Origin of the sequence: Nocardia sp. AB354, assembly GCF_049538315.1 — a bacterium.
Classification (GTDB): Bacteria; Actinomycetota; Actinomycetes; order Mycobacteriales; family Mycobacteriaceae; genus Nocardia; species Nocardia nova.
The window spans coordinates 193,268-218,293 of sequence record NZ_JBMVFU010000002.1 but is presented as its reverse complement, the minus strand read 5'-3'; the positions used below and the strand labels follow the sequence as shown (position 1 = coordinate 218,293).

General features: G+C 66.6%; 25 protein-coding genes and 2 tRNA genes. 11 read left to right on the top strand and 16 right to left on the bottom strand.

Annotation, left to right across the window (positions count from 1 at the left end; translation table 11 throughout):
• Nucleotides 1–223 precede the first annotated feature (223 nt).
• Nucleotides 224–1,441: an acyl-CoA dehydrogenase family protein gene (locus ACPCUW_RS03545; protein ID WP_063009391.1), complete on the top strand. Its 1,218-nt coding sequence runs from the start codon at nucleotides 224–226 to the stop codon at nucleotides 1,439–1,441.
• A gap of 180 nt (nucleotides 1,442–1,621) precedes the next feature.
• On the opposite strand, the gene ACPCUW_RS03540 is transcribed toward ACPCUW_RS03545, so the two are convergent.
• Nucleotides 1,622–2,002: a DoxX family protein gene (locus tag ACPCUW_RS03540; protein ID WP_423423652.1), complete on the bottom strand. Its 381-nt coding sequence runs from the start codon at nucleotides 2,000–2,002 to the stop codon at nucleotides 1,622–1,624.
• A 129-nt stretch (nucleotides 2,003–2,131) separates the two neighbouring features.
• On the opposite strand from ACPCUW_RS03540, the gene ACPCUW_RS03535 reads away from it, so the two are divergent.
• Complete coding sequence (locus tag ACPCUW_RS03535) at nucleotides 2,132–2,848, top strand: class I SAM-dependent methyltransferase (RefSeq protein WP_423423651.1); 717 nt, start codon at nucleotides 2,132–2,134, stop codon at nucleotides 2,846–2,848.
• Between the two features lie 93 nt (nucleotides 2,849–2,941).
• Here the strand turns inward: ACPCUW_RS03535 and ACPCUW_RS03530 are convergent, their stop codons facing one another.
• Complete coding sequence (locus tag ACPCUW_RS03530) at nucleotides 2,942–3,793, bottom strand: alpha/beta fold hydrolase (protein ID WP_423423650.1); 852 nt, start codon at nucleotides 3,791–3,793, stop codon at nucleotides 2,942–2,944.
• A 206-nt stretch (nucleotides 3,794–3,999) separates the two neighbouring features.
• Here ACPCUW_RS03530 and ACPCUW_RS03525 point away from each other — a divergent pair, with 206 nt between their 5' ends.
• On the top strand, nucleotides 4,000–4,581 hold the full coding sequence (locus ACPCUW_RS03525) for a DUF308 domain-containing protein (RefSeq protein WP_423423649.1): 582 nt from the start codon (nucleotides 4,000–4,002) through the stop codon (nucleotides 4,579–4,581).
• Nucleotides 4,582–4,752: 171 nt separating this feature from the next.
• On the opposite strand, the gene ACPCUW_RS03520 is transcribed toward ACPCUW_RS03525, so the two are convergent.
• Nucleotides 4,753–5,175 (bottom strand): endonuclease domain-containing protein, encoded by a 423-nt coding sequence (locus tag ACPCUW_RS03520; RefSeq protein ID WP_423423648.1) that lies wholly within the window; start codon nucleotides 5,173–5,175, stop codon nucleotides 4,753–4,755.
• Between the two features lie 1,047 nt (nucleotides 5,176–6,222).
• Here ACPCUW_RS03520 and ACPCUW_RS03515 point away from each other — a divergent pair.
• From ACPCUW_RS03515 to ACPCUW_RS03505, 3 genes are all read left to right on the top strand, one after another.
• Complete coding sequence (locus ACPCUW_RS03515; protein ID WP_423423647.1) at nucleotides 6,223–7,485, top strand: helix-turn-helix domain-containing protein; 1,263 nt, start codon at nucleotides 6,223–6,225, stop codon at nucleotides 7,483–7,485.
• Nucleotides 7,486–8,357: 872 nt separating this feature from the next.
• Complete coding sequence (locus ACPCUW_RS03510) at nucleotides 8,358–8,654, top strand: hypothetical protein (RefSeq protein ID WP_423423646.1); 297 nt, start codon at nucleotides 8,358–8,360, stop codon at nucleotides 8,652–8,654.
• Between the two features lie 155 nt (nucleotides 8,655–8,809).
• Nucleotides 8,810–9,523, top strand: coding sequence for a DUF3558 domain-containing protein (locus ACPCUW_RS03505; protein ID WP_423423645.1), 714 nt, complete (start codon nucleotides 8,810–8,812; stop codon nucleotides 9,521–9,523).
• Between the two features lie 41 nt (nucleotides 9,524–9,564).
• On the opposite strand, the gene ACPCUW_RS03500 is transcribed toward ACPCUW_RS03505, so the two are convergent.
• The 5 genes from ACPCUW_RS03500 to ACPCUW_RS03480 all read right to left on the bottom strand — a co-directional run bounded on the left by ACPCUW_RS03500 (nucleotide 9,565) and on the right by ACPCUW_RS03480 (nucleotide 11,748).
• Nucleotides 9,565–9,960, bottom strand: coding sequence for a hypothetical protein (locus ACPCUW_RS03500; protein WP_423423644.1), 396 nt, complete (start codon nucleotides 9,958–9,960; stop codon nucleotides 9,565–9,567).
• A 12-nt stretch (nucleotides 9,961–9,972) separates the two neighbouring features.
• The gene (locus ACPCUW_RS03495) at nucleotides 9,973–10,464 is read right to left on the bottom strand and encodes a DUF3558 domain-containing protein (RefSeq protein WP_423423643.1); all 492 of its coding nucleotides are present in this window, start codon (nucleotides 10,462–10,464) and stop codon (nucleotides 9,973–9,975) included.
• Between the two features lie 160 nt (nucleotides 10,465–10,624).
• Nucleotides 10,625–10,698 (bottom strand) — tRNA-Leu (locus ACPCUW_RS03490).
• Between the two features lie 153 nt (nucleotides 10,699–10,851).
• Nucleotides 10,852–11,244 (bottom strand): hypothetical protein, encoded by a 393-nt coding sequence (locus ACPCUW_RS03485; protein ID WP_195073589.1) that lies wholly within the window; start codon nucleotides 11,242–11,244, stop codon nucleotides 10,852–10,854.
• A gap of 12 nt (nucleotides 11,245–11,256) precedes the next feature.
• A complete protein-coding gene (locus ACPCUW_RS03480; protein WP_423423786.1) occupies nucleotides 11,257–11,748 on the bottom strand; it encodes a DUF3558 domain-containing protein in 492 nt (163 codons plus the stop codon).
• A gap of 160 nt (nucleotides 11,749–11,908) precedes the next feature.
• On the opposite strand from ACPCUW_RS03480, the gene ACPCUW_RS03475 reads away from it, so the two are divergent.
• Nucleotides 11,909–12,436 carry a DUF6998 domain-containing protein gene (locus tag ACPCUW_RS03475; protein ID WP_195073591.1) on the top strand — a complete coding sequence of 176 codons (528 nt, stop codon included), beginning with the start codon at nucleotides 11,909–11,911 and terminating at the stop codon, nucleotides 12,434–12,436.
• A 452-nt stretch (nucleotides 12,437–12,888) separates the two neighbouring features.
• Here the strand turns inward: ACPCUW_RS03475 and ACPCUW_RS03470 are convergent, their stop codons facing one another.
• The 8 genes from ACPCUW_RS03470 to ACPCUW_RS03435 all read right to left on the bottom strand — a co-directional run bounded on the left by ACPCUW_RS03470 (nucleotide 12,889) and on the right by ACPCUW_RS03435 (nucleotide 20,121).
• Complete coding sequence (locus tag ACPCUW_RS03470; RefSeq protein ID WP_423423642.1) at nucleotides 12,889–13,593, bottom strand: tyrosine-type recombinase/integrase; 705 nt, start codon at nucleotides 13,591–13,593, stop codon at nucleotides 12,889–12,891.
• Between the two features lie 251 nt (nucleotides 13,594–13,844).
• A tRNA-Leu gene (locus tag ACPCUW_RS03465) sits at nucleotides 13,845–13,918 on the bottom strand.
• A 56-nt stretch (nucleotides 13,919–13,974) separates the two neighbouring features.
• On the bottom strand, nucleotides 13,975–15,450 hold the full coding sequence (locus ACPCUW_RS03460) for a peptide MFS transporter (RefSeq protein ID WP_063009369.1): 1,476 nt from the start codon (nucleotides 15,448–15,450) through the stop codon (nucleotides 13,975–13,977).
• A 100-nt stretch (nucleotides 15,451–15,550) separates the two neighbouring features.
• A complete protein-coding gene (locus ACPCUW_RS03455) occupies nucleotides 15,551–16,498 on the bottom strand; it encodes a Ppx/GppA phosphatase family protein (RefSeq protein WP_030515253.1) in 948 nt (315 codons plus the stop codon).
• On the bottom strand, nucleotides 16,491–17,084 hold the full coding sequence (locus ACPCUW_RS03450; protein ID WP_423423641.1) for a DUF501 domain-containing protein: 594 nt from the start codon (nucleotides 17,082–17,084) through the stop codon (nucleotides 16,491–16,493). The genes ACPCUW_RS03455 and ACPCUW_RS03450 overlap by 8 nt, the downstream gene beginning before the upstream one ends.
• On the bottom strand, nucleotides 17,081–17,734 hold the full coding sequence (locus tag ACPCUW_RS03445; protein ID WP_423423640.1) for an FtsB family cell division protein: 654 nt from the start codon (nucleotides 17,732–17,734) through the stop codon (nucleotides 17,081–17,083). Before ACPCUW_RS03445 ends, ACPCUW_RS03450 begins: the two co-directional genes overlap by 4 nt.
• 126 nt (nucleotides 17,735–17,860) lie before the next feature.
• Nucleotides 17,861–19,150 (bottom strand): phosphopyruvate hydratase, encoded by a 1,290-nt coding sequence (eno, locus tag ACPCUW_RS03440; protein ID WP_063009361.1) that lies wholly within the window; start codon nucleotides 19,148–19,150, stop codon nucleotides 17,861–17,863.
• Nucleotides 19,151–19,314: 164 nt separating this feature from the next.
• A complete protein-coding gene (locus tag ACPCUW_RS03435) occupies nucleotides 19,315–20,121 on the bottom strand; it encodes a lytic transglycosylase domain-containing protein (protein WP_082976328.1) in 807 nt (268 codons plus the stop codon).
• A 156-nt stretch (nucleotides 20,122–20,277) separates the two neighbouring features.
• On the opposite strand from ACPCUW_RS03435, the gene ACPCUW_RS03430 reads away from it, so the two are divergent.
• The 4 genes from ACPCUW_RS03430 to ACPCUW_RS03415 all read left to right on the top strand — a co-directional run bounded on the left by ACPCUW_RS03430 (nucleotide 20,278) and on the right by ACPCUW_RS03415 (nucleotide 25,009).
• Complete coding sequence (locus ACPCUW_RS03430) at nucleotides 20,278–21,375, top strand: TauD/TfdA family dioxygenase (RefSeq protein ID WP_423423639.1); 1,098 nt, start codon at nucleotides 20,278–20,280, stop codon at nucleotides 21,373–21,375.
• Nucleotides 21,376–21,400: 25 nt separating this feature from the next.
• On the top strand, nucleotides 21,401–22,390 hold the full coding sequence (locus ACPCUW_RS03425; RefSeq protein WP_195073599.1) for an ornithine cyclodeaminase family protein: 990 nt from the start codon (nucleotides 21,401–21,403) through the stop codon (nucleotides 22,388–22,390).
• Nucleotides 22,391–22,550: 160 nt separating this feature from the next.
• Nucleotides 22,551–23,927 carry a Y4yA family PLP-dependent enzyme gene (locus tag ACPCUW_RS03420; protein ID WP_423423638.1) on the top strand — a complete coding sequence of 459 codons (1,377 nt, stop codon included), beginning with the start codon at nucleotides 22,551–22,553 and terminating at the stop codon, nucleotides 23,925–23,927.
• 35 nt (nucleotides 23,928–23,962) lie between these two features.
• Entirely contained in the window at nucleotides 23,963–25,009 is a 1,047-nt protein-coding gene (locus ACPCUW_RS03415; protein ID WP_423423637.1) for a PLP-dependent cysteine synthase family protein, read from the top strand.
• Nucleotides 25,010–25,026 lie beyond the last annotated feature (17 nt).

Below are 25,026 nucleotides of genomic sequence, written 5' to 3'. Positions count from 1 at the left end.
GAACCCTTCGACTGTCGACGTGCCTGCGCACGCGAGGGATGAGACCTGTTGCCCGCGAGATCATCTCAGAATCGCGGTGCCGCGGGAGCCGGTCGAGCACCACTGGTGGGGAGAGTCGATTCCCTTCGGCTCGGGTCGCGCGCGCCGACGCGGCGGCCCTTCCGAATTAGAACGTGTTCTATATTCGAGACGACCGTTCAGGCGATACTCGGGAGTTGACGACATGTACAAGTGGTCCGACGAAGATCTGATGCTTCGCGACGCCGTGCGCGGCTTCATCAAGAAGGAGATCGAACCGCATGTCGACCGGCTCGAAAGCGGGGCACTGCCGCCGTTCGACATCATCCGCAAGCTCTATGCCACCTTCGGCCTCGACGAGATGGCGCGCGAGGGGCTGGCGAAATCGCTGGCCCGCGAGGAAGCCGGAACGCCGGGGAAGTCCGGCGGTTTCAGCGGTTCCGGCAGTATGGGCGTCATCCTCAACAGCGAGTTGGCCGGAGTGAGCCTGGGCCTCGTCGCGTCGATGGGCGTGAGCCTCGGCCTGGCCGTCGGCACCATTCGCAGCCGCGGCACCCTCGCGCAGAAGAAGCGCTGGCTGCCCGAGCTGGTGACGTTCGAGAAGGTCGGCGCCTGGGCGATCACCGAACCCGATTCCGGCTCCGACGCATTCGGCGGTATGAAGTCCTATGTCCGCCGCGACGGCGAGGACTACATCCTCAACGGCCGCAAGACCTTCATCACCAACGGCCCGTACGCCGACGTGACCGTCGTCTACGCCAAACTCGACGAGGAGGACGGCACCGATCGCCGCGACCGCAAGGTGCTGACCTTCGTCCTCGACAAGGGCATGCCCGGTTTCGTGCAGAGCGCGCCGTTCAAGAAGATGGGCATGAATTCGTCCCCCACCGGCGAATTGGTCTTCGACAACGTCCGCCTGACGCCCGACCGCCTGCTCGGCGAAACCGAGAATCCCGCCAAGGGCGACGGCAAGGACAGCGCCAAGGAATCCTTCGCCGCCGAACGCATCGGCATCGCCTCCCTGGCGCTGGGCATCATCAACGAATGTCACCGGCTCTGTGTCGATTACGCGAAATCGCGCACGCTGTGGGGCAAGGAGATCGGCCACTTCCAACTCATCCAGCTCAAGCTCGCCGAGATGGAAGTCGCCCGGATCAACGTGCAGAACATGGTCTTCAACGCCATCGAACGCACCGCGGCCGGCGAATCCGTCTCTCTCGCCGAAGCGTCCGCCATGAAGCTCTACTCCTCCCGCGCCGCCACCGAGGTCGCCATGGAGGCCGTCCAGCTGTTCGGCGGCAACGGCTACATGTCCGAGTACAAGGTGGAACAGCTTGCCCGCGACGCGAAGTCGCTGATGATCTACGCCGGCAGCAACGAAATCCAGGTCACGCACATCGCGAAGGGCCTGTTGAACGCGTGACCCGCAGGCCCCTGCCGCACCACCGGCTGGGGCCTGGGATCCGTTGCGCCCGGCTACGGCACCGAACTTTTCGTGCAAACCTCGGCGAGAATGCGAGAAAACCGCGCGATCGGGCGCGGTTTGCACGATCAGTTCACCGCCGGGCCACGGGCCCGGTCCGCGTGACCGGGGCCCTCCGCGTCAGATGCGCTGGTCCGCGAGCTGCACAACCAGGCAGGCGACGGCCAGGGGCAGGAACAGCCCCACGGCCAGATAGAAGGTCTGCGCATAGTCGGCGACGCGGATGTGGGTATAGGCCGCGCAGACGAAGTAGAGCACCAGGCCGATCGCGGCGGCCGTACCCACATACGGCACCCCGAGCACACCCAGCAGCAGGCCGGCCGCACCGGCGAGCTTCAAGGTTCCGATCGGAAAGGTGAGCCAGGACTGCGGAATCCCGGCGGTCTCCATCGCGGGCGCCAGCGTGGCCATGACCGGGGCGAATCTGGTGACGGCGGCGACCCCGGAGAAGGTGTTGGCGGCGATGGTGACGAGCATGACGGTCAGATAGGCGACGAACATCGGAGCCTCGCTCGGTCGACAATTAATACGGTTTCCCAACTATATCGTTTTCATACGATATGGGATAGAGTGGATTCGTACACCGAGCAGTCGCCACGGCGACGCTCTCACCCGAGCGGAGGACCGCACATGTCCGATGACCTCTCCGTATCCGGAATCGACCCCACGACGGTCGATTTCGAGCAGCTCTACAGCGGCGCCGCCCTGGCCCCCGGCCTTCGACTGGAGAAACCACCGTGGGATATCGGCCGCCCGCAACCGCTGCTCACCGCCATGGAACGCGCCGGCCGGATCACCGGCGAGGTGCTCGACGTCGGCTGCGGCCCGGGAGACACAGCCATCCACCTCGCCGAACTCGGCTACCGAGTGACAGGTCTCGACATCGCCCCCACCGCGATCGACCAGGCCCGCAGCCGCGCCGCGGGCCGAGATCTCCCCGTCACCTTCGCCATCGCCGACGCGACCACCCTCGCGGGCTACGACAACCACTTCGACACGGTGGTGAGCAGCGCCCTCCTCCACTGCCTCTCGCCCATCCAGCGCCGCTCCCACATCGCCGCCCTCGCCCGAGTGACGAAGAGGGGCGGCCGCCTGATCCAATTCAGCTTCGCCGCAACCGAACACGCGCGGCTGTACGCGCCGTACCCGCTGTCCGAGCCCGAACTACGCAGCGAATTCACCACACCGGACTGGAACATCACGACCCTGAGGCCGGAGTTCATCGAGGCAGTGAATCCGCCCGAGGAGATCCGAAAACTGTTCGCCTCGAAGGGTTTCCATCCAGACGTGGACGAGACCGGCGGGCTGCGACTCCCCGTTCACCTGCTGGAGGCGCAGCGCGCGTAACCGATCCGGTCGCCACCACCACGACATACTCGGCCGGTTGCCGGCGCGTCGTCCGATGCTCGCGTGGGAGTTCGGATCGAAGAGGACCCTCGCTCAGTGGGAGTCGCGGGCAGCCTGTTCGATCACCCCGGCCACCGCATCGGGGTGTGACACCGCGACGGAATGCGATGCGGCTACCTCGGTGACGTGGGCGTGGGCGCGTTCGGCCATGAACCGCTGTGCCGCGACCGGGATGTTCTTGTCCTCGGTCGTGATCACATCCCAGCTGGGCTTCTCTGTCCAAGCAGCCGCCGTGGTCGGCTCCTCGAGCGCGGACTGCGCGATCGGCCGTTGCGCAGCAGCCATCAGGGCCGCGCGGTCCGGGGCGACGTCGGCGGCGAACTGGTCGCGGAACTTGTCCTGCTGAATGTAGAGGTCTGTGCCGGTGCTGCCGTCGATATTCGTGATCGGCACGGGATCGAGCGTGCCCGGCAAGGTGGAACCTGGGAACCGATTGGTCAATCCCAGTGCTGTTTCCCCCGTCGCCGGCAGGAACGCCGCCACATAGACCAGGCCCTTGACCTGATCATTCCCGGCACCCGCCGCACTGATGACCGACCCGCCGTAGGAATGCCCGACCAGAATCACCGGCCCGTTGATATGGCTGATCAAGCCACGCAACCCGGTGGCGTCCGCGGCGGGCCCGCGGAGCGGATTCGCCGCGGCGACAACGGGATAGTGGTCAGCGCGCAGCTTCTCTATGACACCGTCCCAGCTGGAGGCGTCCGCGAACGCGCCGTGCTCCAGCACGATCGTCGGTTTCGGCGCATCCTCGCCGGGACCGGCCTGGGATGTCGTTTCGGCAGCGCAGGCAACGGCCACACTCCCCGCGACGACAACCGCCGCGACCGCCGAAACCGTCCGGACAACGCGCCGCCGCGTGCGGCCACGTCCGACTACGACCATGTGATTACGCCCTTCGACCAAGTGGTGCGGATATGCGTTCCACTCTGCGTGGCCGGCCCACAGCCAGGCATCCGTCGGATGACGCTGTCGGCGACGTAATCAGCCCCGGCCCCCGCGATTACGTCGTCATCAGCGTCATGCGACGGATGTCGCCGCCGGATTCCCGGACGACAGTGAGTTCTGTCGTTCCAACCGAGGAGAATCCGATGAGTACCCCCACCCTCGCTACCGCGAAAACCGAACGCGCCGCACTGATCCGCCTGTACGTGAGCCGCGGCGTGCTCGCCCTCGCATGGGCCGCCGTCTTCGCCGCCGCACACGAAACCCTCGATGCCCTCGCCGTCGCCTTGCTGGCGGCGTACCCGTTGATCGACGCCGTCTCGTCGCTGATCGACTACAAGGGGACCGATGCGGGCCCCGAACGCCGGGTAACCGCCTTCAACGCCGCCCTGAGCACCCTGGCAGCCGTCGCGGCCGGTACCGCCGCAATCACCGGCGGCGTAGGCCCAACCCTCGCCACCTTCGGCGCGTGGGCGGTCCTCTCCGGTGCGGCCCAGGTCGCCGTCGGCCTGTACCGCCGCCGCCCGGAACTGGGCAAACAATGGCCGATGTTGATCGCCGGCGGCCTGTCGTTCCTGGTGGGCCTGTTCTACATCGGCCAATGTTTCGGTGACGCACCGACATTGGATGTGTTGTCGGTATACGCAACCGGTGGCGGCGTCTTCTTCATCGCCCAGGCCGCGCTCCTGGTCTGGAAGGGACGATCGACTCCGGTTGTCGCCGAGTGATCCTCCGCGACTCCAGCCCTTGCTCACGTATCCGCACCCGATGCTCCGGATACGTGGGCAGACCCGCGGGGCGGATGCGGGCGGAATTCCTTGCGCGGCGCCGCGGGTTATCCGAGCGCTTTCCGGCCGCATGGATGAGCCAAGGCGTATCAGATGGCAAAGTAGTCCGCACTATCTGCGGCTTCTGCGCCTGCGTCGAATCACCCGCGCGGCCTCCTCGACGCACGCATCGAGGTACCTGTTCACATCGGCGGCGGCATATCGCAACACGACCCATCCGGCGCCCAGCAGGGCATTCTGACGCCGCCGATCAAGTCGGAATGTCAGTGCATCGCTGTGGAATTCACGACCGTCGATCTCGATGATCGTCCGCGACTGTTCATCGACGAGATCACCGATGTACTGTCCGATCCGCTGATTCAGGAGCAGACGAAGACCGCGCCGCGCCAGCGCGCGAGCGAACATTCGCTCCGGCTCCGAGGCGGCATCGAATGCGGCGCAACGCAAATGCTCCCGCAAATGCGCCGAGCCGTACTGGCCGGCGGTCAGGTCCGACAAGGCGGGGGCCACCGCACGGGCATGGTTGTCGACCATGCGGCCCGCCTCGGCGGCGGGCAGGATCGGCAGACAATCGAGCAACGTGCGGGACCGAGTTGTCACCGCAAACCCCCAGGCCTTATCGATCCAGTCGGACCGTAAATTGCGCCGGATCAACCGAAGCCACTCCGGCGTCGCTCGATATCGCGCCCGAGGCACAGTCGCCTCGACCGATTCGGGTTCCGGCAACATTCCCCACAGCCACGCCGCAGTGCGATGACTCAATACCGCCTCCGGCAACCATGCGATCACCGCCTCGCACCTGGTGCGCTGGGTAACCCTCCCGACCGCATAGATCCCCGGCAACACACGTGTGTATTCCCCGCGGCGACAGCGAGCGGTGAGCGTGGCCGCCGAGACTTCGCGCATCAACTCCGCCCTGGTTCGAATCACGATCACCGATGATTCCGGCCCGGTGACAGCCGAATCCGACGCTCACCTGGTCGAACGGCAGGCCTGTGGATCAGCACGCGCCTGTGGATGGGGCGAACAAATCGCGCAAACCTCCGCAAGAATGCGAGAAAACCGCACAATCAGGGTCGGTTTGCACGAATAATTCACCGTTCCTCGACGGTTGGAGCCGTGCAGGGAGTTCGGCCGGACCATGAAATCACCACCGACCGACTTCCGTACCGGCCGTTAGCGATGTCACCGACGATCGCAGAGCAGACAAGCGCACGATGTCCCTGACAGTCTCTCCCGCAATATATTTCGTCACCTGCCGGTCTGCGTGAAGCTTTCGGCCGAATGGGCGCCTTACCGCCGGGCTGGCGTCCGGATGTTCTCCATGCCTGACCCTCAGCTGTCCGAACGCATCGAAGTGCAACCGCGCCCGCGCCCCGCTGGATCGGCCTCCAGCGCGAAGTCGACAGGTGTTGCTTCGCGCTAACCAGCCCCGGCTCATCCGCCTGCTCCAACACCGTTGGGACCGGACATCCGGAGCCGTGGTACAGCGACGCGCGGCTTCGAAGCGGGGCCTCACGATCCCCGCGCATATCAACGGTCTTACTGCACGAACGAGCCGCTGGTCGTAGCGTGGTAACCATGGGTGTGGGGCAGAAATACGACGACAGCGGCATCCCGCCGAACGACCTCGGCCGCCGCCTGCGCGAAATCCGCGCCTGGCGCGGCCTGAGCCTCGAAGCCGCCGCCGGACTCGCCGGAATCTCCTACGGATACCTCGGAAAGCTGGAGCGAGGCGAGAAGTCGCTGGAGAACCGGCGCACCCTCGAGGCGATCGCGGCCGCACTACGCGTGGCGCCGAGCGAGTTCTCACCGGTGCCATGGCAAGCCGAGCACCCGAGCGCCAACGATGCGGCCTATGCCGGACTGGTCGCGATCGAGAACGTGCTCGACATCTTCGAACTGGGTGAAGACCCCGGGCTACCGATGCGGGAGTGGCCGGCCATCGCTGCGGACATCCAGCGGCTGATCGGACTGTCGCAGGGCACAGCGGATTACGCTGCGCAGGCGGAGTTGATGCCGAAGCTGCTCGGTGAACTGCATGCGGTTTATGTCCGTTCTCCCGTACATCGATGCGAAACCCTGATCGGGATGATCTGGTGCTATGCAGCTGCGATGTGGACGAGTAAGCGCCTCGGCGGCCGCGGCCTTCCTCTGCTGGCAGCCAAAGAGGCGCAGCACTGCGCCGAGGCTCTGGAATCGCCTGCGTGGCAGGGATTCACGGCATGGCTGCGCGGAGACGCAACAGGCGGATTGTCACGGCCGGAACAGTATCGGCGCGCCGTGCGCGTGGCCGACGAGTTGCGCCCACATCTCGATGACGATGATGTCGTGCAGGCGTACGGGATGCTCCATCTGTCCGCGGCCCTGGCAGCAGCCGTACAGGGCGATCGAGACACCGCCGAAACACATCTCGGCGAGGCCGACGACATCGCTCGACGCCTCGATACGGAGGTGGGCTCGTTCGGACATATGTTCTTCGGTCGCGCGAATGTCGGGATCTGGAAGGCCACGATCGGGAACGAATTCGGCGACAGCAGGAAGGTGGCCGATCAAGCGCACCGGGTGAACGTGGCTGCGCTGCCGAGCGCTTCGAGGCAGGCCGAATTCCACATGGAGATCGGCCGAGCACTTCTGACGGATCGCCGCCGGCGGGAAGAAGGAATCGCCACCCTGATGCGAGCGGAACGCCTTGCACCCCAACGCGTCCACGCCGACGTCTTCGTGCGGGAAGCGGTAGCCGACCAACTCCGCGCCGCCCGCCGCGATGCCGGCGGCCGCGAACTACGCGGCCTGGCATGGCGAATCGGCATCGCCCCGGACTCCGGCGAGATCCGCCGCTAACCCCGCACGGCGAACCCGAGCACCGTACCCAAGCGTTCCCCACACGTCGGGACCGAGCGCCGAGTCCGCACGTCGGCCTCAGCACGCCTCGACCGAACGCCGAGTCCGGCGCGCCGATGCCCTACATCGAGTTCGAATGCCGAGCCCGCACATCCGGTCCGAGTGGCGAGCCCGTACGCCGACCCGACACGCCGAATCCGAGCGCCGAGACTGAGCGACTGAGCGACTGAGGGAACCGCGACCTTTATGCCAGCGGAAACCTCGAGCCTCACCACGTCCATGCAGACGTCTTGGTGCGGAAGTCGACGCCGCCTGACACCGCCCCAACTCCGCGCCCCGCCGCGATGCCGGCGGTCGCGCCTACGCGGACTGACATGGCGGATCGGCATCGCCCCGGCTTCCGATAAGACCCGCCGCCGCCCTGCGCGCCGAACCCGACACGGCGAGTCCGAGCGCGGAGCCCGTGCCAACCCCGTTCGCCGAATTCGCGCGCCAGCCCCGTATGCCGAGTTCTGGAGTTGACCCGCCAACCATGTTCGAGCGTCGAATCCGCACGCCGATCCCACACGGCGCGTCCGAGCGCTGTACCCGAGCACCTAGCGCGCGCATTCCTCTGTCGCCCTTGTCCTTTCAGGACAGAAGACGCGCATTCGGCCTCATACCTTGAGCTACGGCCCCACCGCCGGGTCCGTAGCCGGCCGAACCCCGGCTCCTCGGCGGTGGTCGCCTTTACCGACCGAGGGGATGGAGGGGTGCGTCATGAAAGGCTGTGACTGGATCCTGTTGCTGCTCATCGCAGCACTGCTCGGACTGACCTTCGCGTTAGCGCGCCTACCCCTGCGAGGTGAACGCCGCCGCAAGGACTCCCAGCGGTGACGCCCGCTCATCCGATCGCGCTCGGCTGGGTACATCCCGAATCCACCGCCCCGGACTGGGACACCGCCCAAGTACGCCGCCTGGCCACCCGTCTCGGCTACCGCCTTGTGTGGGCCCCGGAATCCAGCCGCATCCCCCTGGTCGACCAGGTGCGCGCCATCGGCGCCGAAGCCGTAATCGCCCCGTCCACACATCATTTCGACTTCCTCACCCTGAACGCGGTGATGATGCTCGCCGACGTCGAAACCGTCCACCCAAGGCTGTCCTTCGCCCGCTGGGCCACCAGCGGCTAACCGAAACCACAGCCTCGCAGCCGCGGTCCGCTGTCGAAATGCCACGCGGGCGTGCCCATTGCCGCCCCCGCACACCGCGCAACCAGCTGTGTTGTGCCTTGGTCGTACTCGCACCTGCACGGCACGAACACAACCTCTCGATGATAGGGAGAACAATGAAGCCCGATTACCCTGCCTGGCGCATCGACCTCGCCGACAAGTGGGCGCAGCGCGCGCCGGCGGCAGTCGCGATCGCGATCACATGGGGCCTAAATGCGGCAGTCCGCTTCGTCGTACAAACAATCGCCGATGCACCCAAACCGCATGGGGGCGGTCCAGTTCAGGCTGATCTGTGTCCGAGTGGCGGAGTCGAGGAATCAATACGGCGACATGTCATAGCGACGGCGATATGCACAGCGTTGCAAGCGGCTGGGTACCGGCTTACCGCCGGAGCCACACCAACCGCCGCGACAACTGCTCTGTGGGATCCGTCTACCGGCATACCCGCCGATGCCTTGCGCGCGTCGAACGTCGATGCGTCGAGCAGCGAATCCGGAATCGCCGGTATAGAGCAGATCGGCTGGAAGATCTGCGGATGGCGTGGCCCCGAGTACTCGATCACCGTCTACTCGACCGCGCGCACCGTCGATCAGTTCGAGAACAAGCCCGGCAACGTCGATTTCACCGACGTGACGATCGCCGGCCGCAGCGGTAGGCAATTCAGGCTTGACGGAGCATCGAAACACCTCAACTGCAACGTCGTATTCGCTGCACAGCAGGGCGTCGTCCAACTTCAGGTACTGATCCGCGCAGCATTGGATAATCCGCCGGAACCCTGTGAACTGCTGGCACGAATCGGCGAGAACCTCGTCCCGTGGTTTCCCGAATAGGAAGTGCGACAAGGCAGTTCGGTCCAGAACGTCCAGTCCTTCTACTTCTGCGGCGCGGGGTTCTGGTCGATGATTCCGTTCAGTGTGGTCGAGTTCGTGTAGTCCTGGCCGGTGAGCCGAGCCAGCGAAATCGCCATGACCTCCCGCATATTCTTCACGGTCTCGATGTGGTCGGAAATGATTTTGTCGATGGAGTTGTCATCGCCGGTCGCCTGGAGCTTGAACTGCCCCTCGAGCATGTGCCCCATATCGAAGTCACCGAAGCCGGAAACGCTTTGAGCTCGCAGAACATAAATGTGGAGGTCCTGCAAATCCTCGATGCGCTTGTTGCACGCAGCCAGGCACTCACGAGCCACCTGCTCGTTATCGAGGTACAGATCACCGGACCTGGCCTCCGCTACGCGTTGCTGCCATGCCGAAAGATCACTACTTGCCATACCGCCCCCTTGCTACTTCGGAAACACCGGAACGAGCGACTCCCCAACGCTGGCCACGGTTTGGCACGGATCGATCGGATGGTCTTCGGCGAGCCGTCCGATCACCTGGAGCTGCACCGCGCCCTGCTGCGCACCGAAAACCACGTCACATTCGGTATCGCTACCCTGCCTGAACTCTGTGCCCGAACGACCAGCAATCGTCACGCTCTGTTGGCCGGTATTGCCCGTCTTGTTGGCGACCTCCGAAGCGGATTTGCCGGTGGAGTAGACGGTAATCGCGTACTTTGAGCCCTTCCATCCGCAAATCTCCCATCCGTGCTGGTGAACCCCCGCGATACCGGAATCCTTTGTGCTCGGGTCCACCTGCGCGGCCGTCAACGCCGAATCGGGAATCTGCGTACACGGATCCCACAGCGCCGCAGCAGCATCGCTCGTGGTCGAGGTAGCCGCACCGTCCGTAGTCGAGCTACACCCCGCTGTCATCACCGCCAGCACCGCCCCCATAGCGACCGCCACCCCTGCTACTCGTCGCCGCACCCGACGTCCTCCCGCTCGACAGACAACTTCGCTACGGACTATAGGACGCGGCAACGCACAACAAGGTTCCAAGTCCTCCCGCAGGGCCTCGACCAGGGCTCTGCGCCCGATCCACCGAACACCTTCTCGGTGCCCGGTCGGACTCGAACCGACACTGTCCGGATTTTAAGTACCTACGGCCCGCTATTGCGGCACCGCACCTACCTGCGCCAACCGTCGGCGTGCTGTCACATCACCGCAGGTGAGAGACACTAATTCGCCACCTTTTGCGCACCGCTGCGAACCTACTGCACACCGCTGACACCCCGCCTGTGGATGGCACGGGGGGTGGTGCAGTTGCACACCGCGCTACCGCTACTTCGGGGCCGGGTTCTGGTCCACGATGCCCTGCAGCGTGCTGGCGTTCGTATAGTCCTGACCGGCGAGCCGGGCCAGCGAGATCGCCATAACCTCCCGCATATTCTTCACCGTCTCCATGTGGTCTTGGAGGACTTCGGCAATGGAGTTATCGGTACCGCTGGCCTGCGTTTTGAACTTATCCTCGAGCTGGCGCGCCATATCGAAGTCACCGAAGCCCGAGACGTTTTCAACCTGCTGGACCAGTTTGGCAGTTTGCTCTAAGTCGTCTATACGCTTGTTACAGGCAGCCAAACATTCCCGCGCTACAGCCTCGTCGTCGAGATAGAGTTCTCCGGCGCGAGCTGCAGCCGCCTGCTGTTGCCATGCCGCAAGGTCGTTGCTCGCCACATTGCCCCCTTACTATTTCGGCAGTACCGGAACGATCGCTCCCCCCACACGAGCCAGCATGACACATGGGTCCTCCGGATTGTCCTCCGACAGCCGACCCAGCATCTGAAGCTGCACCGCCCCCTGAGCGGCAGGGAACACAACGTTGCATTGCGTGTCCCAACCAGAGGACCTGAATTCCGTTCCGGTGCGCCCCGCGATCGTCACGTCCTTCTGCCCGATGTTGCCAGATTTGCCCGCGATCTCTGCAGGTGCCTTGGCGGTCGAATAGACGCTGATCGCGTACTTCTTGGGGTTGCTGTCCCAAGCGCAGATCTTCCACCCATGCTGCTCCACACCGCCGATCCCCGACTGCTTCGTGCTCGGGTCCACCTGCGCCGCCCTCAAAGCCGAGTCGGGAATCTGCGTGCACGGGTCCCACAGCGCCGCCGTTGCATCGCTGGTCGTTGTAGTCGCTGTTCCGCCCGTAGTGGAACTGCATCCGGCCGTGATCGCAACTAGCACAGCCCCGATAGCGACCGCCACCCCTACTACTCGTCGCACTCGACGTCCTCCCGTTCGACCTACAAACCGCTACGAACCTATAGGACGCACGCCAGGCCGACGCGGTTCCCTTACAGCCAAGGCGAGATTTGTGTCGGTGCCACGGGGGCAAGATGCTCGTATGGAGATAGACCTCGCCAAGCTGACCGTGCCAGACCTTTTGAGGCTGTGGGCCGACAGCATGGCCGAGCTCAGGTCGCGGGACCTGATCCGTACCGGTAACAACCCTGTAGGCGATTTGGCCGAGGCTATCGCCTACGCTCATTACGGCGGCGAGCGCGGCTCGTTCAGCCAAAAGGGATGGGACATCCGCACCCCCGAGGGCGAGCGCATCCAGGTGAAAGGCATGAGAAGAACGCCAAACAACAAGCGCTCGAATCTAAGTGCTATCCGGGACACCGACTACGACACATTGCTAGCGGTGATATTCGATGAGAATTTCAATCTCGCAGATGCGTTCACGATGCCACGTCAAGCGGTAGAGGCAGCTTTCCCCCATCGCGCTTACATAAACGGGATCATCCCCCGCCTATCCAAGTCGCTCATGACGAGTGGACAGATCGCGAGGATCGACCTCCAACCGGCGTACGACCGCATCAGCAGGCCGCGAAAACAGTTCGACAGTTACCAGGAGCCTCCGGGTGTATGACCCGCGTGGATAGTGCTGTGCCCCAGCCATTTAGATACCTGCATAAAGTGCACGCCCGCCATCAATTGCATCACGGCGAAGGTGTGCCGCAAGTCGTGCAGGCGCACGCCGCGCGTCGCCGGTTTCGCCGGGGCGGTGGGCGTTGCGGGTACCTCGGGCGTGCTGACCGGGAGGCCGACGGCCGAGAGCGCGGGCCGGAAAATGCTCTCGTAAAAGGTGCCCCCGCAATCGGCTGCGACCAGTCCAGCGGCACGGCGTACCGCTGCCCGGCGCGGCGGTACCCGCCTCCGTTCTTGCGGCTAGGCCACAGGGCGCAGTGGACTCAGCCGAACGCGGGTACCGGATGGCTGCATCGGCGTCTGAGCCGCCGTGCAGGTAGGCATACGTGCGCGCAGCCAGCCACGGCGGTAGCGGCACAGTTCGCTTGCTGCGCTTGAACTTTGGGGTACTCGTCACCCATTGCTTGTTCTTGCGCGTCTTGTGCGGCGTACCTGTACCAGGCACCGAATGTGCTCGGGCGCGGTGCAGAATTCCAGGTCGCCCACTTCGAGTCCGGCGTTTTCGCTGGCGCGCAGCCCGGTATAGGCAAGGAACTCCACCATCAGCGCGTAGATGGGATAGCCCGGTAGCCACACCTCGGCCCCGCTGGGCGTCACAACCGGCTCGCCGGCCACGGCTGCACTGAGCCGCGCCAACTGTTCCGCGGAAAGCGGATTGTGTTCGAAGCCTTCGTGGTCCCCGGTAGCGCGGTGCGTGTCGAAGTCCACCCGGTCGGCCGGATTGGACGGTATGGCGTCGTGCCGGACGGCGTACTTCAGCACCCGGCCGAACACACCCCAGGCATGTTTCACCGTGGCGGCCGAGAGCGTGTCGCCCTGCGGGCCTTGCCGGGACTGCTGCCGTACGAGCGCGGTCAAGAACTCCTCGCAGTCGTGCGGGGTAATGCTGGCAATCGCCTTCGCGCGGAACGTTTTCAGCGCGTACCGCTGGAGGTACTTGCCGTAGTCGTCCAAGGTGCGCTGCTTCAATCGTCCCTGCGCCACCTTCAGTTGCAGGCTGTCCAACCAGGCCCGCGGGTAGTACCCGAACGGCAAGTCGCCCGCCCTGCGCGCTTCCGCCAGGGCGGTTGTGCCGGTGGTATGGCGTGCGGCATTCAACTCGTCGCGGCGAGCTTCGGCAGCCTCGCGGATGGGGTAGGTCTCCTGCTTCTGCTGTTTGCGCTCGTGCGGCCGTTCCGGGTCGACGGGTACCGGTAGGCCGAACTCATCGCATACCGGTTCCTTCCATGGGACGATGTACGCCTTTACCGGTTTGCCGTTGCGCCGGTCCTACGCGTGCGGGTGGCATGGGGGTGGCGTCAGCCCGGACGTTCTGGCACCAGAAAATGCCTCTACCTGCACCTTCTCGGTGCCCCCGGTCGGACTCGAACCGACACTGTGCGGATTTTAAGTCCGCTGCCTCTGCCAATTGGGCTACGGGGGCGGCTGGGATAGCGTACCTAAGTCGTACGTCCGTCTCGGAATTGTCCGGGGATTTGCTCAGTGCACGCCTTCCATCAAGCGGCTGACCTGCGGGGCTAGGAAGTAAACGACGATTCCCACTGCGATCGCGACCAGGCCGGTGATGCCGAAGTAGGCGACTTCGTGGCTGGTGTCGTAGAACTCGGACAGGACGCCGGACATCGAGGTGCCGATGCCGACGGAGAAGAAGTAAAGGGCCATCATCTGGGCTCGGAAGGCCTCGGGGGCGAGCTGAGTGGTAACCGCGAGGCCGATCGGGGACAGCAGCAGTTCGGAGATGGCGAAGCCGGCCAGGATCACGAAGACGAGCAGGGCGGGAACGGTTTTGTCCTCGAAGCCGGCCAGGGGGACGAACAGGAGGAACGATGCGCCCATCCCCATCACGCCGTAGGCGAACTTTCGGGGCGTGGTGGGGGCTCTGGTGCCCAGGCGGGTCCACATGAGCGCGAACAAGGGCGACAGCACGATGACCCAGATCGGTTCCTCCGAGCCGATCCAGCTCGCCGGCGCGGTCCAGCCGAACAGCGTCCAGTTCATCCGCTCGTCGGAGTAGACGGCCAGCACCGTGAAGATCTGCTGGAACAGCGACCAGAACACGGCGTTGGCGATGAACAGCGGTATGAAGGCCCGCACTCGGACTCGTTCCACCGCAACCACTTTCGGACTGGTCAACATCAATCCGAAATAGAGTATCGATACCGCCGCGATCACGCCGGTGGTTACCCACGACAGATTCGACAACCGGACCAGCCCGGTCCACATCGCGACGGCGACCACCACCACGAGGACCAGCACGAAGGCGATCACTTTCCCGATCTGGCTGCGCGGCAACGGGTTCGGCACTTCCCGCCCGTGGGTACCCAGATTGCGCCGGAAGATCACGTACTGGGTGAGTCCGAGCGCCATGCCGACCGCCGCCGCCCCGAATCCGTAGTGGAATCCGAGGTGGGTCTGCAGCAGCCCGGTGATCAGCGGGCCGACGAACGCGCCCAGATTCACGCCGAGATAGAACAGCGTGAAACCGCCGTCGGCACGCGGGTCACCCTTCTCGTAGAGCGTGCCCAGCAGTGAGGACGCGTTGGCCTTCAACGCCCCGGAGCCGAGCGCGACGAGCACCAACCCCACGCCGACACCGGTCAATCCCGGCAGCACCGCCAGCGCGATATGCCCGGCCATCACGACCACGCCGCCGTAGAAGACGGTCCGCTCCATCCCGAGCACCCGGTCGGCCAGCCAGCCGCCGAGCACGGTCGACAGATACACCAGCCCGCCGTAGGCGCCGACGATGCCCGTCGCGGTGGATTTCTCCAGCCCCAGCCCGCCGTCGGTCAGCGAGTAGTACAGGTAGTACCCGAGAATGGTGAGCATGCCGTAGAACGAAAACCGTTCCCACAGCTCGACTCCGAACAAATTGACCAGCCCGATGGGATGGCCGAATATCGTGCGTGTCTCCGGCGACGCCTGCTCTCCCGGGACGGGTTCCACCCTGCTCATGAGACGCAATTGTCCAGCAACGAGGGACGCCGATCGCACAAAACGCCGATCACGCGCCGAGGTCGCGGCTGCCCTCAGGCGGTGCCGCCTACGGCACGTCTCACGCGATCGACAGCGCGATCCCGTCGAGAATGTCGTGCTCGCTCACGATCAGCTCGGAGATCCCCGCCCGGCGCGCCAGCTCGTCGGCCAGCACCTCGGTGATCACCGCACCGCCGCCGATCACGTCCACCCGGCCCGGATGCATGGGGCCGAGAGCGGCGCGTTCGTCGTGGTTCATCCCGATCAGACGGTGACAGACCTGGCGGAGCTGATCGAACGTGAGACGGGTCAGATGCACCCGATCGGAATCGTATTCGGGCAGGTCCAGTGCGACCGCGGCGATCGTGGTCATGGTGCCGGCCACACCGACCCAGGTGCGGGCGCGTTCGACCGGAACCACGCCGAAGGCCTGGGCCAGCTGTTGTGAGGCGATGAATCGCGCGGACGCGACCTCCTCGCCGGTCGGCGGATTACCGTGCAGGCAGCGTTCGGTGATCCGCACACAGCCGATGTCGGCCGAGTAGGCCTCCTGTACGCCGGAACTGTCGCCGAGCACCACCTCGGTGGACCCGCCACCGAGATCGACGACCACGAACGGTCCTTCGGCACTGGACAATTCGCCGACCGCGCCCGCGAACGAGAGCCGCGCCTCCTCGTCGCCGGTGATCACCTCGGCCTGGGCGCCCGGCACCACGCGGCCCAGTTCCACCCCGGTCATAGTGAAGAAGTCGTCGCGGTTGCGTGCGTCGCGGGTGGCGCTGGTGGCGACCATCCGCACCCGGCTCACGCCGGTCTCGATCATGCGGTCGACGTAGTCGTGCAGGGCGACGCGGGTGCGTTCGATCGCTTCCGGATTCAGTTCGCCCGTGGCGTCGACGCCCTTGCCGAGTCGCACGATCCGCATTTCGCGGTGCACGTCGGTGAGGTGGCCGTCCGCGCCGACATCGGCGATCAGGAGCCGGATGGAATTGGTGCCGCAGTCGACGGCGGCAACCCGGTCACTCATCACTGTCTCCCGCATCGGTATTCGATTGGTACTGCTCGTATTTCGGCCAGTCCTGCGGAATCGCGGTGCCGCGCAGTCCGGTATCGGCGGCCAGCGCGACGGCCTCGTCACCGAGCGGATTCAGCCCCGGGCCCTTGGCCAGCGAATGCGCGATCAGCACATGCAGGCATTTGACCCGCTCCGGCATCCCGCCACCGCTGAAATCCGTTCCCAGCGACTCGATTTCGTCGCGCTCGGACAGGTAGCTCTCGTGCGCGGCGCGGTAGGCGGCGGCCAGTTCCGGGTCGGCGGCCACTCGGTCGGTCATCCCGCGCATCAGTCCGGCGGCCTCTTGCCGGCTCGCCTCGGCGGTCAGGCGCGGATCGGTGAGGTAGTAGAGCGTGGGGAACGGGGTGCCGTCGGGCAGGCGCGGCGCGGTCTTCACGACCGCCGGTTGGCCGTCGGGCGTGCGATAGGCGATCGCGAGGACCCCGCGTGGCTCACGGCCGAGCTGGCGGGCCACGATCTCGAGATCCGCCTCGGCGGGCGTACCCTGCTCGGCACGCGCCTCGCCGGTCGAGGGCTCGGGCGTAGCGGGGTCGGTCACCGGGGTTCTCCTTCAGGATCGGGCGGGGGCGGTGGAGGGGGCGGCGGGGGCGCCGGCGTGGCGGTGGGGGTGGGCTGGGGGTTGGACATACTGCGCCACAGCTGGGTGTACCAGGGGTCGGGGCGGCGCGCCTGACTCGTCGGCACCGGTACCGCGGGCTGCTCGATGCCGGGCACCTGCACGATGTAGGCGGTGTCGCCGGGCATCACCAGGCGCAGCCGGTCGCGGGCCTCGGAGCGGATGTAGGCGGGATCTTCCTGTTGTGCGCGGCGGTCGCGCAGCCGCGTCAGATCGTTTTCCAGATCGCGGCGCTGTTCGGCCAATTGCACCGATTCGGAACGCTGACTGAAATACGTGCGCATCGGTACGGCGAGGGTCAGCGCGAGCGCGCACAGCACCGCGGCCAGAATGACCGCCCGCCCGGTCGACAGCCCGAAAATCCGGCGATCGTGGCGATCCTCGGACTTCTTCGACTTCGCGCGCGTGGTGCGCGGTTCGGATTTCGTGCCGGCCGGGCGTCGTTGCGCGGCCCGTTTGCCGGCGGACGTGCGCGCGGAGCCGTTCGCGGCCCGCTCGGGCCGGGGCGACCGCGTCGAGCGGCGGTCACCGCGTCCTGCCGGACTGGTACCGCGCGCCCGTCGCTCCGTCATCCCCACACCTCGAAATCGCCTGCCTCCATAGCGGCGCTGCGATTCGACCGCACAGCGCAACGGTTCCGCGCGGTGACCGGCCGCTGTATCGACCGGCCCCGCACGCCACAACCGTTGACGAGGCTACTACCCCTCGAAGACGAACCGGGGGAATGCGACGTCACCGGCGTAGCGAGCCGAATCACCGAGCGCGTCCTCGATGCGCAGCAGCTGGTTGTACTTGGCGACGCGTTCGCTGCGGGCCGGGGCGCCGGTCTTGATCTGACCGCTGCCGACCGCGACCGCCAGATCGGCGATGGTGGTGTCCTCGGTCTCGCCCGAGCGGTGGCTCATCATCGACTTGTAGCCGTTGCGGTGGGCCAGCTCGACCGCGTCCAGCGTCTCGGTGAGGGTGCCGATCTGGTTGACCTTCACCAGCAGCGCGTTGGCGGCGCCCTTGGCGATACCGTCCTCGAGCCGCTCCGGGTTGGTGACGAACAGGTCGTCGCCGACGAGCTGAATCTTGTCGCCGATCAGGTCGGTCAGCGCGACCCAGCCGTCCCAGTCGTCCTCCGACAGCGGGTCCTCGATCGAGACGAGCGGGTACGCGCCCAGCAGGTCGTTGTAGAACTCGGCCATCTGCTCGGCGGTGCGCTCGGTGCCCTCGAACTTGTAGCCCGTTCCGGCGGTGTAGAACTCGGTCGCGGCCACGTCGAGAGCCAGCGCGACATCGCTGCCGAGGTTGTAGCCGGCCTTGCCGATCGCCGAGGCGATCAGGTCCAGCGCCTCGCGGGTGCCGCCGGCCAGATCCGGGGCGAAACCGCCCTCGTCGCCGAGGCCGGTGGACAGGCCCTTGGACTTCAGCTCGGCCTTGAGGGCGTGGTAGACCTCGGCACCCCAGCGCAGCGCCTCGCGGAAGGTGGGCGCACCGATCGGGGCGATCATGAATTCCTGCACGTCGACACTGGTGTCGGCGTGGGCGCCACCGTTGAGGATGTTCATCATGGGCACCGGCAGCACATGCGCGTTCGGCCCGCCCAGGTAGCGGAACAGTTCCAGGCCCGAGGACTCGGCGGCCGCGCGGGCCACCGCCAGCGATACACCCAGCAGGGCGTTGGCGCCCAGGCGGGACTTGTCCGGGGTGCCGTCCAGATCCAGCAGCACCTGGTCGACGGTGCGCTGCTCGACCGCGTCCAGGCCGATCACGGCCGGTGCGATCTCGTCCAGCACACCCTCGACGGCCTTGCGAACGCCCTTGCCGCCGTAGCGGTCGCCGCCGTCGCGCAGCTCCACGGCCTCGTGCTCGCCGGTGGAAGCGCCGGACGGCACCGCCGCGCGGGTCAGCGTGCCGTCGTCGAGAGCGATCTCGACCTCGACGGTGGGGTTACCGCGTGAATCCAGGATCTCGCGAGCTCCGACCTGTTCGATGATGGCCACGAAACGACACTCCTTCGGCTGCTGGCAATCAATTCGGGGGCCCTGCCCACCGCCGTCCACGAGCAGGTCGCACGGCGGGCCCGTGCGCCTGCGAGCCTAATGGGTACGGTCCGGACCGCACGACACAGGTGGGCACGCGGTCCCGGTCGCCGGGCGCGCGGTCGTCAGGCGCGGCGGCCGACGCTGTATGCCGCCGCCTTCGTCCGCACGGTCGCCATATAGGTAGTGGACTGGTTGTAGGTCAGCACCGCCTTCTGCCAGCCCTCCGCGGTGCGCAGATCGCCGCCGCTGGCGCACAGGTAGCGCGCGGCGGTCAGCGAGGCGTCGTCGATGCTGTCCGGATCCGCGCGACCGTCCCCGTTGGCGTCCACACCCCAGTGCTGCCAGGTTTCGGGCAGGAATTGGAACGGCCCCTCGGCGCGCACGTAGACCGGAGCGCCGGCGCGTGCGGTGGCCTCGTCGTCGAGAATCCTTGCGACACCGGGTGATCCGTCCAAGGGGATGCCGCGGATCGGCGGGCGGACCTCGCCGTCGGCATCCAGCGCGGAACCGCCGTGGCGGCCGTGCTTGCTCTCCACCCTCGCGATGCCCGCGATCGTGGTCCAGCCGATGCCGCAGTCGGGACGCGACCGGGCCATGACCTCGGCCGCGTATCCGTAGGCCTCGAGCGCGACCGTGGGGATGCCGAGCGCGTCCGACTGCGCTTGCGCCCAGTCACGCAACTGTTCGGCACTGCGACCGGGCGCATCGAGGTCGATCGGCGGAACCGGTGCGCCCGCACCGGGCGGAATTCCGTCCGGAATCGGGGGCAGGTTGTCGGTTCCCGCACATCCGGACAGCAGCGCGACCGCCGCGACGGCGGCGAACGCGAGGGGCCGGAATCCGGGGATGGTCGAACGCACGTTTCCATCATCCAGATTCGCGCGCGGATGGCACGCACCGTGACGGCGCACTCCACCCGACTCCGGCATACGAGCAGCTACCTTTCCCGCATCCATTCCATACCGAAACGCTATGTCCAGCGGCGTACTTTAGGTAAGCCTTGCTTAAGATCAACGGAGCGACTAACTTCGCAGTCCGAGTCTTCACCACCTGCTTCATCCCCATTGCGAGGAAGGGAACTCCTGGTGAAAAACGTTCTCCGCGAACGTAAGACACCCCAGCACGAAGAAATCGAACCGATCGACCGCCGTACGCTCGCCCCCGAAGCCGCGGCGGCCGTGTTCTGTTCGGCCGAAGAGATCGCGATCACACTCGACCGCATCCCCGGTGGTTCCGCGCCGATCCGCCGCACCCTCGCCGATCCGGCGCTGATCCGGCTCGTGGACGCCTACGCCGCCGAACTTCCGGCCGCGGTGCGCACCGCCCTGCGGCCGCCCGACACCCCCGCCGGTGCGACGATCATCGGCCGCCTGCCGGTGCGCGACGACGAACTCGGCCGCACGCCGCCCGACTGGACCCATGCCGCCGAACCGGCGTGCCCGGAGTCGTTTCGCCTGGATATCGCCCTGTTGCTGCTCGCCCGCTGCGCCGGCGAACCCTTCGGCTGGCAGGGCCAGCAGGGTGGGCGGCTGGTCAACAACATCCTGCCCACACCCGGCCACGAACACGAACAGTCCGGCGCCAGCAGCACCACGCTGCTGAGCCCGCACACCGAGGACGCCTTCCATCCCGAGCGCGCACATCTGCTGTTGCTCGGCTGTCTGCGCAATCCCGATCGGGTGGGTACCACCATCTCCTCGGTCCGCCAGGTGAACCTGGATGCGGACGGGCGCCGGCTGCTCGCCGAACCGACACTGCCGATCCTGCCCGACGTCTCCTACGGCGAGGATTTCGGCGAGCACCACCCCGCCCCGGTGGCCACCGTCGGCGCCGGTGACGGCGGGCCGACCCTGCGCTACGACCCCGCCTACACTCCACTCGACGACGCGGGGGCCGAATACCGTTGCGCCTACTCCCATCTCGGCGCCGAATTGGAACGAGTCTGTCACCGTGCGGTGTTGGAGCCGGGGGAGTTGCTGCTGATGGACAATGATGTCGTCGTGCACGGCCGGGTTCCCTTCACGCCCCGATACGACGGGACCGACCGCTGGCTCAAGCGGGTCAACATCCGGCTGGCACGCCGCCGCGCACCGGCCGAGTCCGGCGAAAGCGGATACGGACAGCGGACGGTACGGCCGTTCACGCCGAATCTCTTTGCGACACCGAGTATCTCGCCCCGATGAACCGACCAGTGAACCGAGGAACGCAGTGAGCAGCCGCCCCACCCCGTTGCGCGTACTCAGCCGCAGCGATCTCGCCGATGTCCCGATCGCGCCCAACGAGGTGGTGCGCGCCGTCGAGGACGCCTATCTGGCCCTGGCACAGGGTGATTCGGACAACCCCCGCAAGCTCAGCGTGGCGCATCCGGACGGCTGGTCGGTGGCGTACGCGATGCTCGGGCGCGACGGCCGCCGCCGGGTGGTCGCGATGAAGACCTCGTACAAATTCGATCCGAGCCACGACCGCAGCACCAAGCGCTACTACACCACCATCACCCTCTACGACGACGCGACCGGCACCCCGATCGCGATGATGGACTGCGCGCGGGTCGGCGCGCTGCGCACACCGGCGGTGTCGGCGCTGCTGGTTCGCGAGACGGTGCGGCCGGGCGCGCGCAGCGTGCTGCTGATCGGCACCGGCACCCAGGGCCGAAACGCCCTGCCGCACTTGCTCGCCGCGAATCCACAGTTGAACCGGCTGATGGTGTACGGCACCCACCCGGAGGGGCTGGAAGCGGTGGGCACCCACTTGCGCGCGCACGCGCCGCACCTGGATCTCGATGTGGTCGACGATCCGCGCGCCGCGGCGGCGACGGCCGATGTGGTGCTCGCGACCGCCGGGCCCGGCACGCAGGTCGCCCTCGAATCCGATGATCTGGCACCGGGTTCGGTGGCCGTGCTGGTCGGTTACGGACTGGCGCCGTCGACTTTGACCGATGCCGATCGGGTGGTCGCGACCAGTGCCGAACAGATGGCGCTGACCGGCACCGATATGGCCGGGCCGGACGGTCGGCTGCGGTCGGTGGACGCGGAACTGCCCGCGATTCTCGGACGTCGGGCGACGGCGCGCACGAGGCCCGACGAACGTCTGTTCGTCTACAACAGCGGCCTGGTCCTCACCGATATCGCCGTCGCGCACGCGCTGGCCGAACGCGCCATCGCCGAGGGCCGGGGCACGGAGGTGCCGCTGTGGGACTGACCGGGGCGCACACCCCTGGCGCTACGCGTTCGTCCCAGCCGCCCGCTACACCACGCGCGGGCCGCCCGGCGACAGCGCGGCGAGCGCGCCCATGCGGTATGCCCACTGCGCAAACAACTTTCGGTGACTCGAAGCGGTCGTCGGCCTCGGAGACGACGCGGTGACCGCGAGCCGGAGTACGCAGGCGCCCGACGATACGTCGACCTCTCCTTCGATCACGGCGCCGCCCCTCCCCGCTCACCGGGACGAGTGGGAGCGCCTACTGCTGGCCGACGCCCATCTGCTCGACGACATCGCCTACGCGGTCGGCGGCCCGTTCCACGTGCTGTACCCGGAGCGGGTAGGAGTCAACATCGACGGCTTCCGCGAGCAGTTCCGGCGCCACGGGGTGGATGGCGCGATCTACTACGGCAAGAAGGCCAACAAGTCCGCGGCCGTGGTGCGGGTGTGCGCCGAACACGGCGCCGGCGTCGATGTCGCCAGCGTCGGCGAGCTGAGTTCGGCTCTGGCCAACGGCATCCGGGGTCACGATCTGGTGGTGACCGGACCGGCCAAATCCGATGATCTGCTGTGGCTGGCCACCCGGCACGGCGCCCTGATCGCCGTCGACAACCCCGGCGAACTCGCCCGGCTCACCGGCCTCGGCGCCACCGCCCGCGTGCTGCTGCGGGTACTCCCGCCGGATTCGACCAGCCGATTCGGCATGACCGACATCGAGCTCGACACGGTGCTGCACCGCGCCGATCCGGCCCCGATCCGGGTGGAGGGGTTCAGCTTTCACCTCTCCGGCTACGACCCGATCGCCCGTTCGGAATTGGCGGCCGCACTGGTAGACCGCTGCCGGCACGCCCGCGTCCTCGGACATCCGGTCACCACCATCTCCATCGGCGGCGGATTCGGCGTCGAGTACCTGCCGGACACGGCCTGGCGCGCCTTCACCGAGGCACACGGTCCGCACTGGTTCCACGCGGACAAGACGTTCGATTCCTATTACCCCTACCACCAGCGTCCGGCCGGATCGGCCGCGCTGGCCGCCATCCTCGACCACGGCGACCTGGCGAAAGTTCTGCGCGCCCATGCTATTCGGCTCGCCGTCGAGCCGGGGCGCGCACTGCTGGACCGCGCGGGCAGCACCGTGTTCCGCGTTCAGGGCGTGAAAACGCGGACGGCACAGTCGATTCCCTACCAGCTGCTCACCGTCGACGGCACCAGCCTGAGCCTGTCCGAGCAATGGTTCGACAGCGAATATCTGCCCGACCCGGTGCTGTGGCCGATGCGGCCGGGTGCGGTGACTCCGGCCTGCGTCGGCGCCGCGACCTGCCTGGAATCGGACATGCTGAGCTGGCGGCGCATTCCGCTGCCACGTCCGGCCGTGGTCGGCGATCTGCTCGTCTACCCGAATACCGCCGGGTATCAGATGGATTCGAACGAATCGTCGTTCCACGATCTCCCCATCCCGCCGAAGGTGCTGCTGTCGAGCAGCCCGGACACGGATCCCGCGCAGCCGCCGCGGCTGCGCTGGGCGCTCGAACGATAGCCCCGTTTCCCCACCACAACCCCGAGGAGACTCGCATGCCGATCGTCACGCGCGTGACGGACCTGATCGGAAACACTCCCCTGTTCGAGTTGGCCGTCACCGACGGCGGCACTCGGCTGCTACTGAAACTCGAACAGTTCAATCCGACCGGCGCGGCGAAGATCCGGATGGCCCGCGAAATGGTGCTCGATGCCGAACGGCGGGGTTTGCTGAGAGATGGCGGACATATTATCGAGTCGACATCCGGGAATACCGGACTGGGACTGGCGGTGGTCGCGGCCGAACGCGGCTATCGATTCACCGCGGTCGTGGACCACCACGCCTGTAAGGACAAACTGCGCGCGATGCGAGCCATGGGTGCCGACCTCGTCTACGTCGCCGCCGAGGGCGACGACAGCCTGGCCACCTCCGCCCGGGAGGATCTGGCCGAGGCGATGGCGGCCGCGCGGCCGGACGCCTACTTCACCGAACAGCACAACAACGAGGCCAATCCGGTCGGCTACTACGCCGTCGCCGAGGAGTTGCTGGCCGACCTCGGACATGTCGACATCCTGCTGTCGGCGGTCGGCACCGGCGGATCGCTGTTCGGCACCGCGCGGCGGCTGCGCGACCTGGGCCATCCCGCGCGGGTGATCGGGGTGGAACCGGTCGGATCGATCGCCTTCGGCGGGCCGGGCGGACCGTACTGGCAGTCCGGCACCGGCACCCCGCCCGGCGCGACCGTCGGTACGGCCGTGGACTATTCGCTGCTGGACGAGGGAGTCACCGTCTCGGACGTGGACGCCTTCGCCACCGCCCGCGCGGTCGCGCAGCGTTCCGGTCTGCTCATCGGCGGATCGGCGGGCGGCTCGGTGTACGTGGCACTGCAGCGGCTCGAGGAATTCGAACCGGGCTCGACGATCGTCACCATCGTCTGCGACGGCGGCGAGAAGTATCTCGACACGGTCTTCGACGACGAATGGATGAGCGATCGCGATCTGCTCGATCGCACCGCCGAGCACGCGGTCACCGACCTGCTGGACCGCTACGCCCCCGGAGCCCCGGCCGCGTCCGAGGCACGAAATCTCGTGGGGGCTCGATGAATCCGGGCGATGCCCGG

Bases quoted from the DNA above. Each gene is read 5' to 3' on its own strand.
- ACPCUW_RS03545 (WP_063009391.1), top strand. From the start codon at position 224: ATGTACAAGTGGTCCGACGAAGATCTGATGCTTCGCGACGCCGTGCGC.
- ACPCUW_RS03540 (WP_423423652.1), bottom strand. From the start codon at position 2,002: ATGTTCGTCGCCTATCTGACCGTCATGCTCGTCACCATCGCCGCCAAC.
- ACPCUW_RS03535 (WP_423423651.1), top strand. From the start codon at position 2,132: ATGTCCGATGACCTCTCCGTATCCGGAATCGACCCCACGACGGTCGAT.
- ACPCUW_RS03530 (WP_423423650.1), bottom strand. From the start codon at position 3,793: ATGGTCGTAGTCGGACGTGGCCGCACGCGGCGGCGCGTTGTCCGGACG.
- ACPCUW_RS03525 (WP_423423649.1), top strand. From the start codon at position 4,000: ATGAGTACCCCCACCCTCGCTACCGCGAAAACCGAACGCGCCGCACTG.
- ACPCUW_RS03520 (WP_423423648.1), bottom strand. From the start codon at position 5,175: ATGGTCGACAACCATGCCCGTGCGGTGGCCCCCGCCTTGTCGGACCTG.
- ACPCUW_RS03515 (WP_423423647.1), top strand. From the start codon at position 6,223: ATGGGTGTGGGGCAGAAATACGACGACAGCGGCATCCCGCCGAACGAC.
- ACPCUW_RS03505 (WP_423423645.1), top strand. From the start codon at position 8,810: ATGAAGCCCGATTACCCTGCCTGGCGCATCGACCTCGCCGACAAGTGG.
- ACPCUW_RS03500 (WP_423423644.1), bottom strand. From the start codon at position 9,960: ATGGCAAGTAGTGATCTTTCGGCATGGCAGCAACGCGTAGCGGAGGCC.
- ACPCUW_RS03495 (WP_423423643.1), bottom strand. From the start codon at position 10,464: ATGGGGGCGGTGCTGGCGGTGATGACAGCGGGGTGTAGCTCGACTACG.
- ACPCUW_RS03475 (WP_195073591.1), top strand. From the start codon at position 11,909: ATGGAGATAGACCTCGCCAAGCTGACCGTGCCAGACCTTTTGAGGCTG.
- ACPCUW_RS03460 (WP_063009369.1), bottom strand. From the start codon at position 15,450: ATGAGCAGGGTGGAACCCGTCCCGGGAGAGCAGGCGTCGCCGGAGACA.
- ACPCUW_RS03455 (WP_030515253.1), bottom strand. From the start codon at position 16,498: ATGAGTGACCGGGTTGCCGCCGTCGACTGCGGCACCAATTCCATCCGG.
- ACPCUW_RS03445 (WP_423423640.1), bottom strand. From the start codon at position 17,734: ATGACGGAGCGACGGGCGCGCGGTACCAGTCCGGCAGGACGCGGTGAC.
- ACPCUW_RS03435 (WP_082976328.1), bottom strand. From the start codon at position 20,121: ATGCCGGAGTCGGGTGGAGTGCGCCGTCACGGTGCGTGCCATCCGCGC.
- ACPCUW_RS03415 (WP_423423637.1), top strand. From the start codon at position 23,963: ATGCCGATCGTCACGCGCGTGACGGACCTGATCGGAAACACTCCCCTG.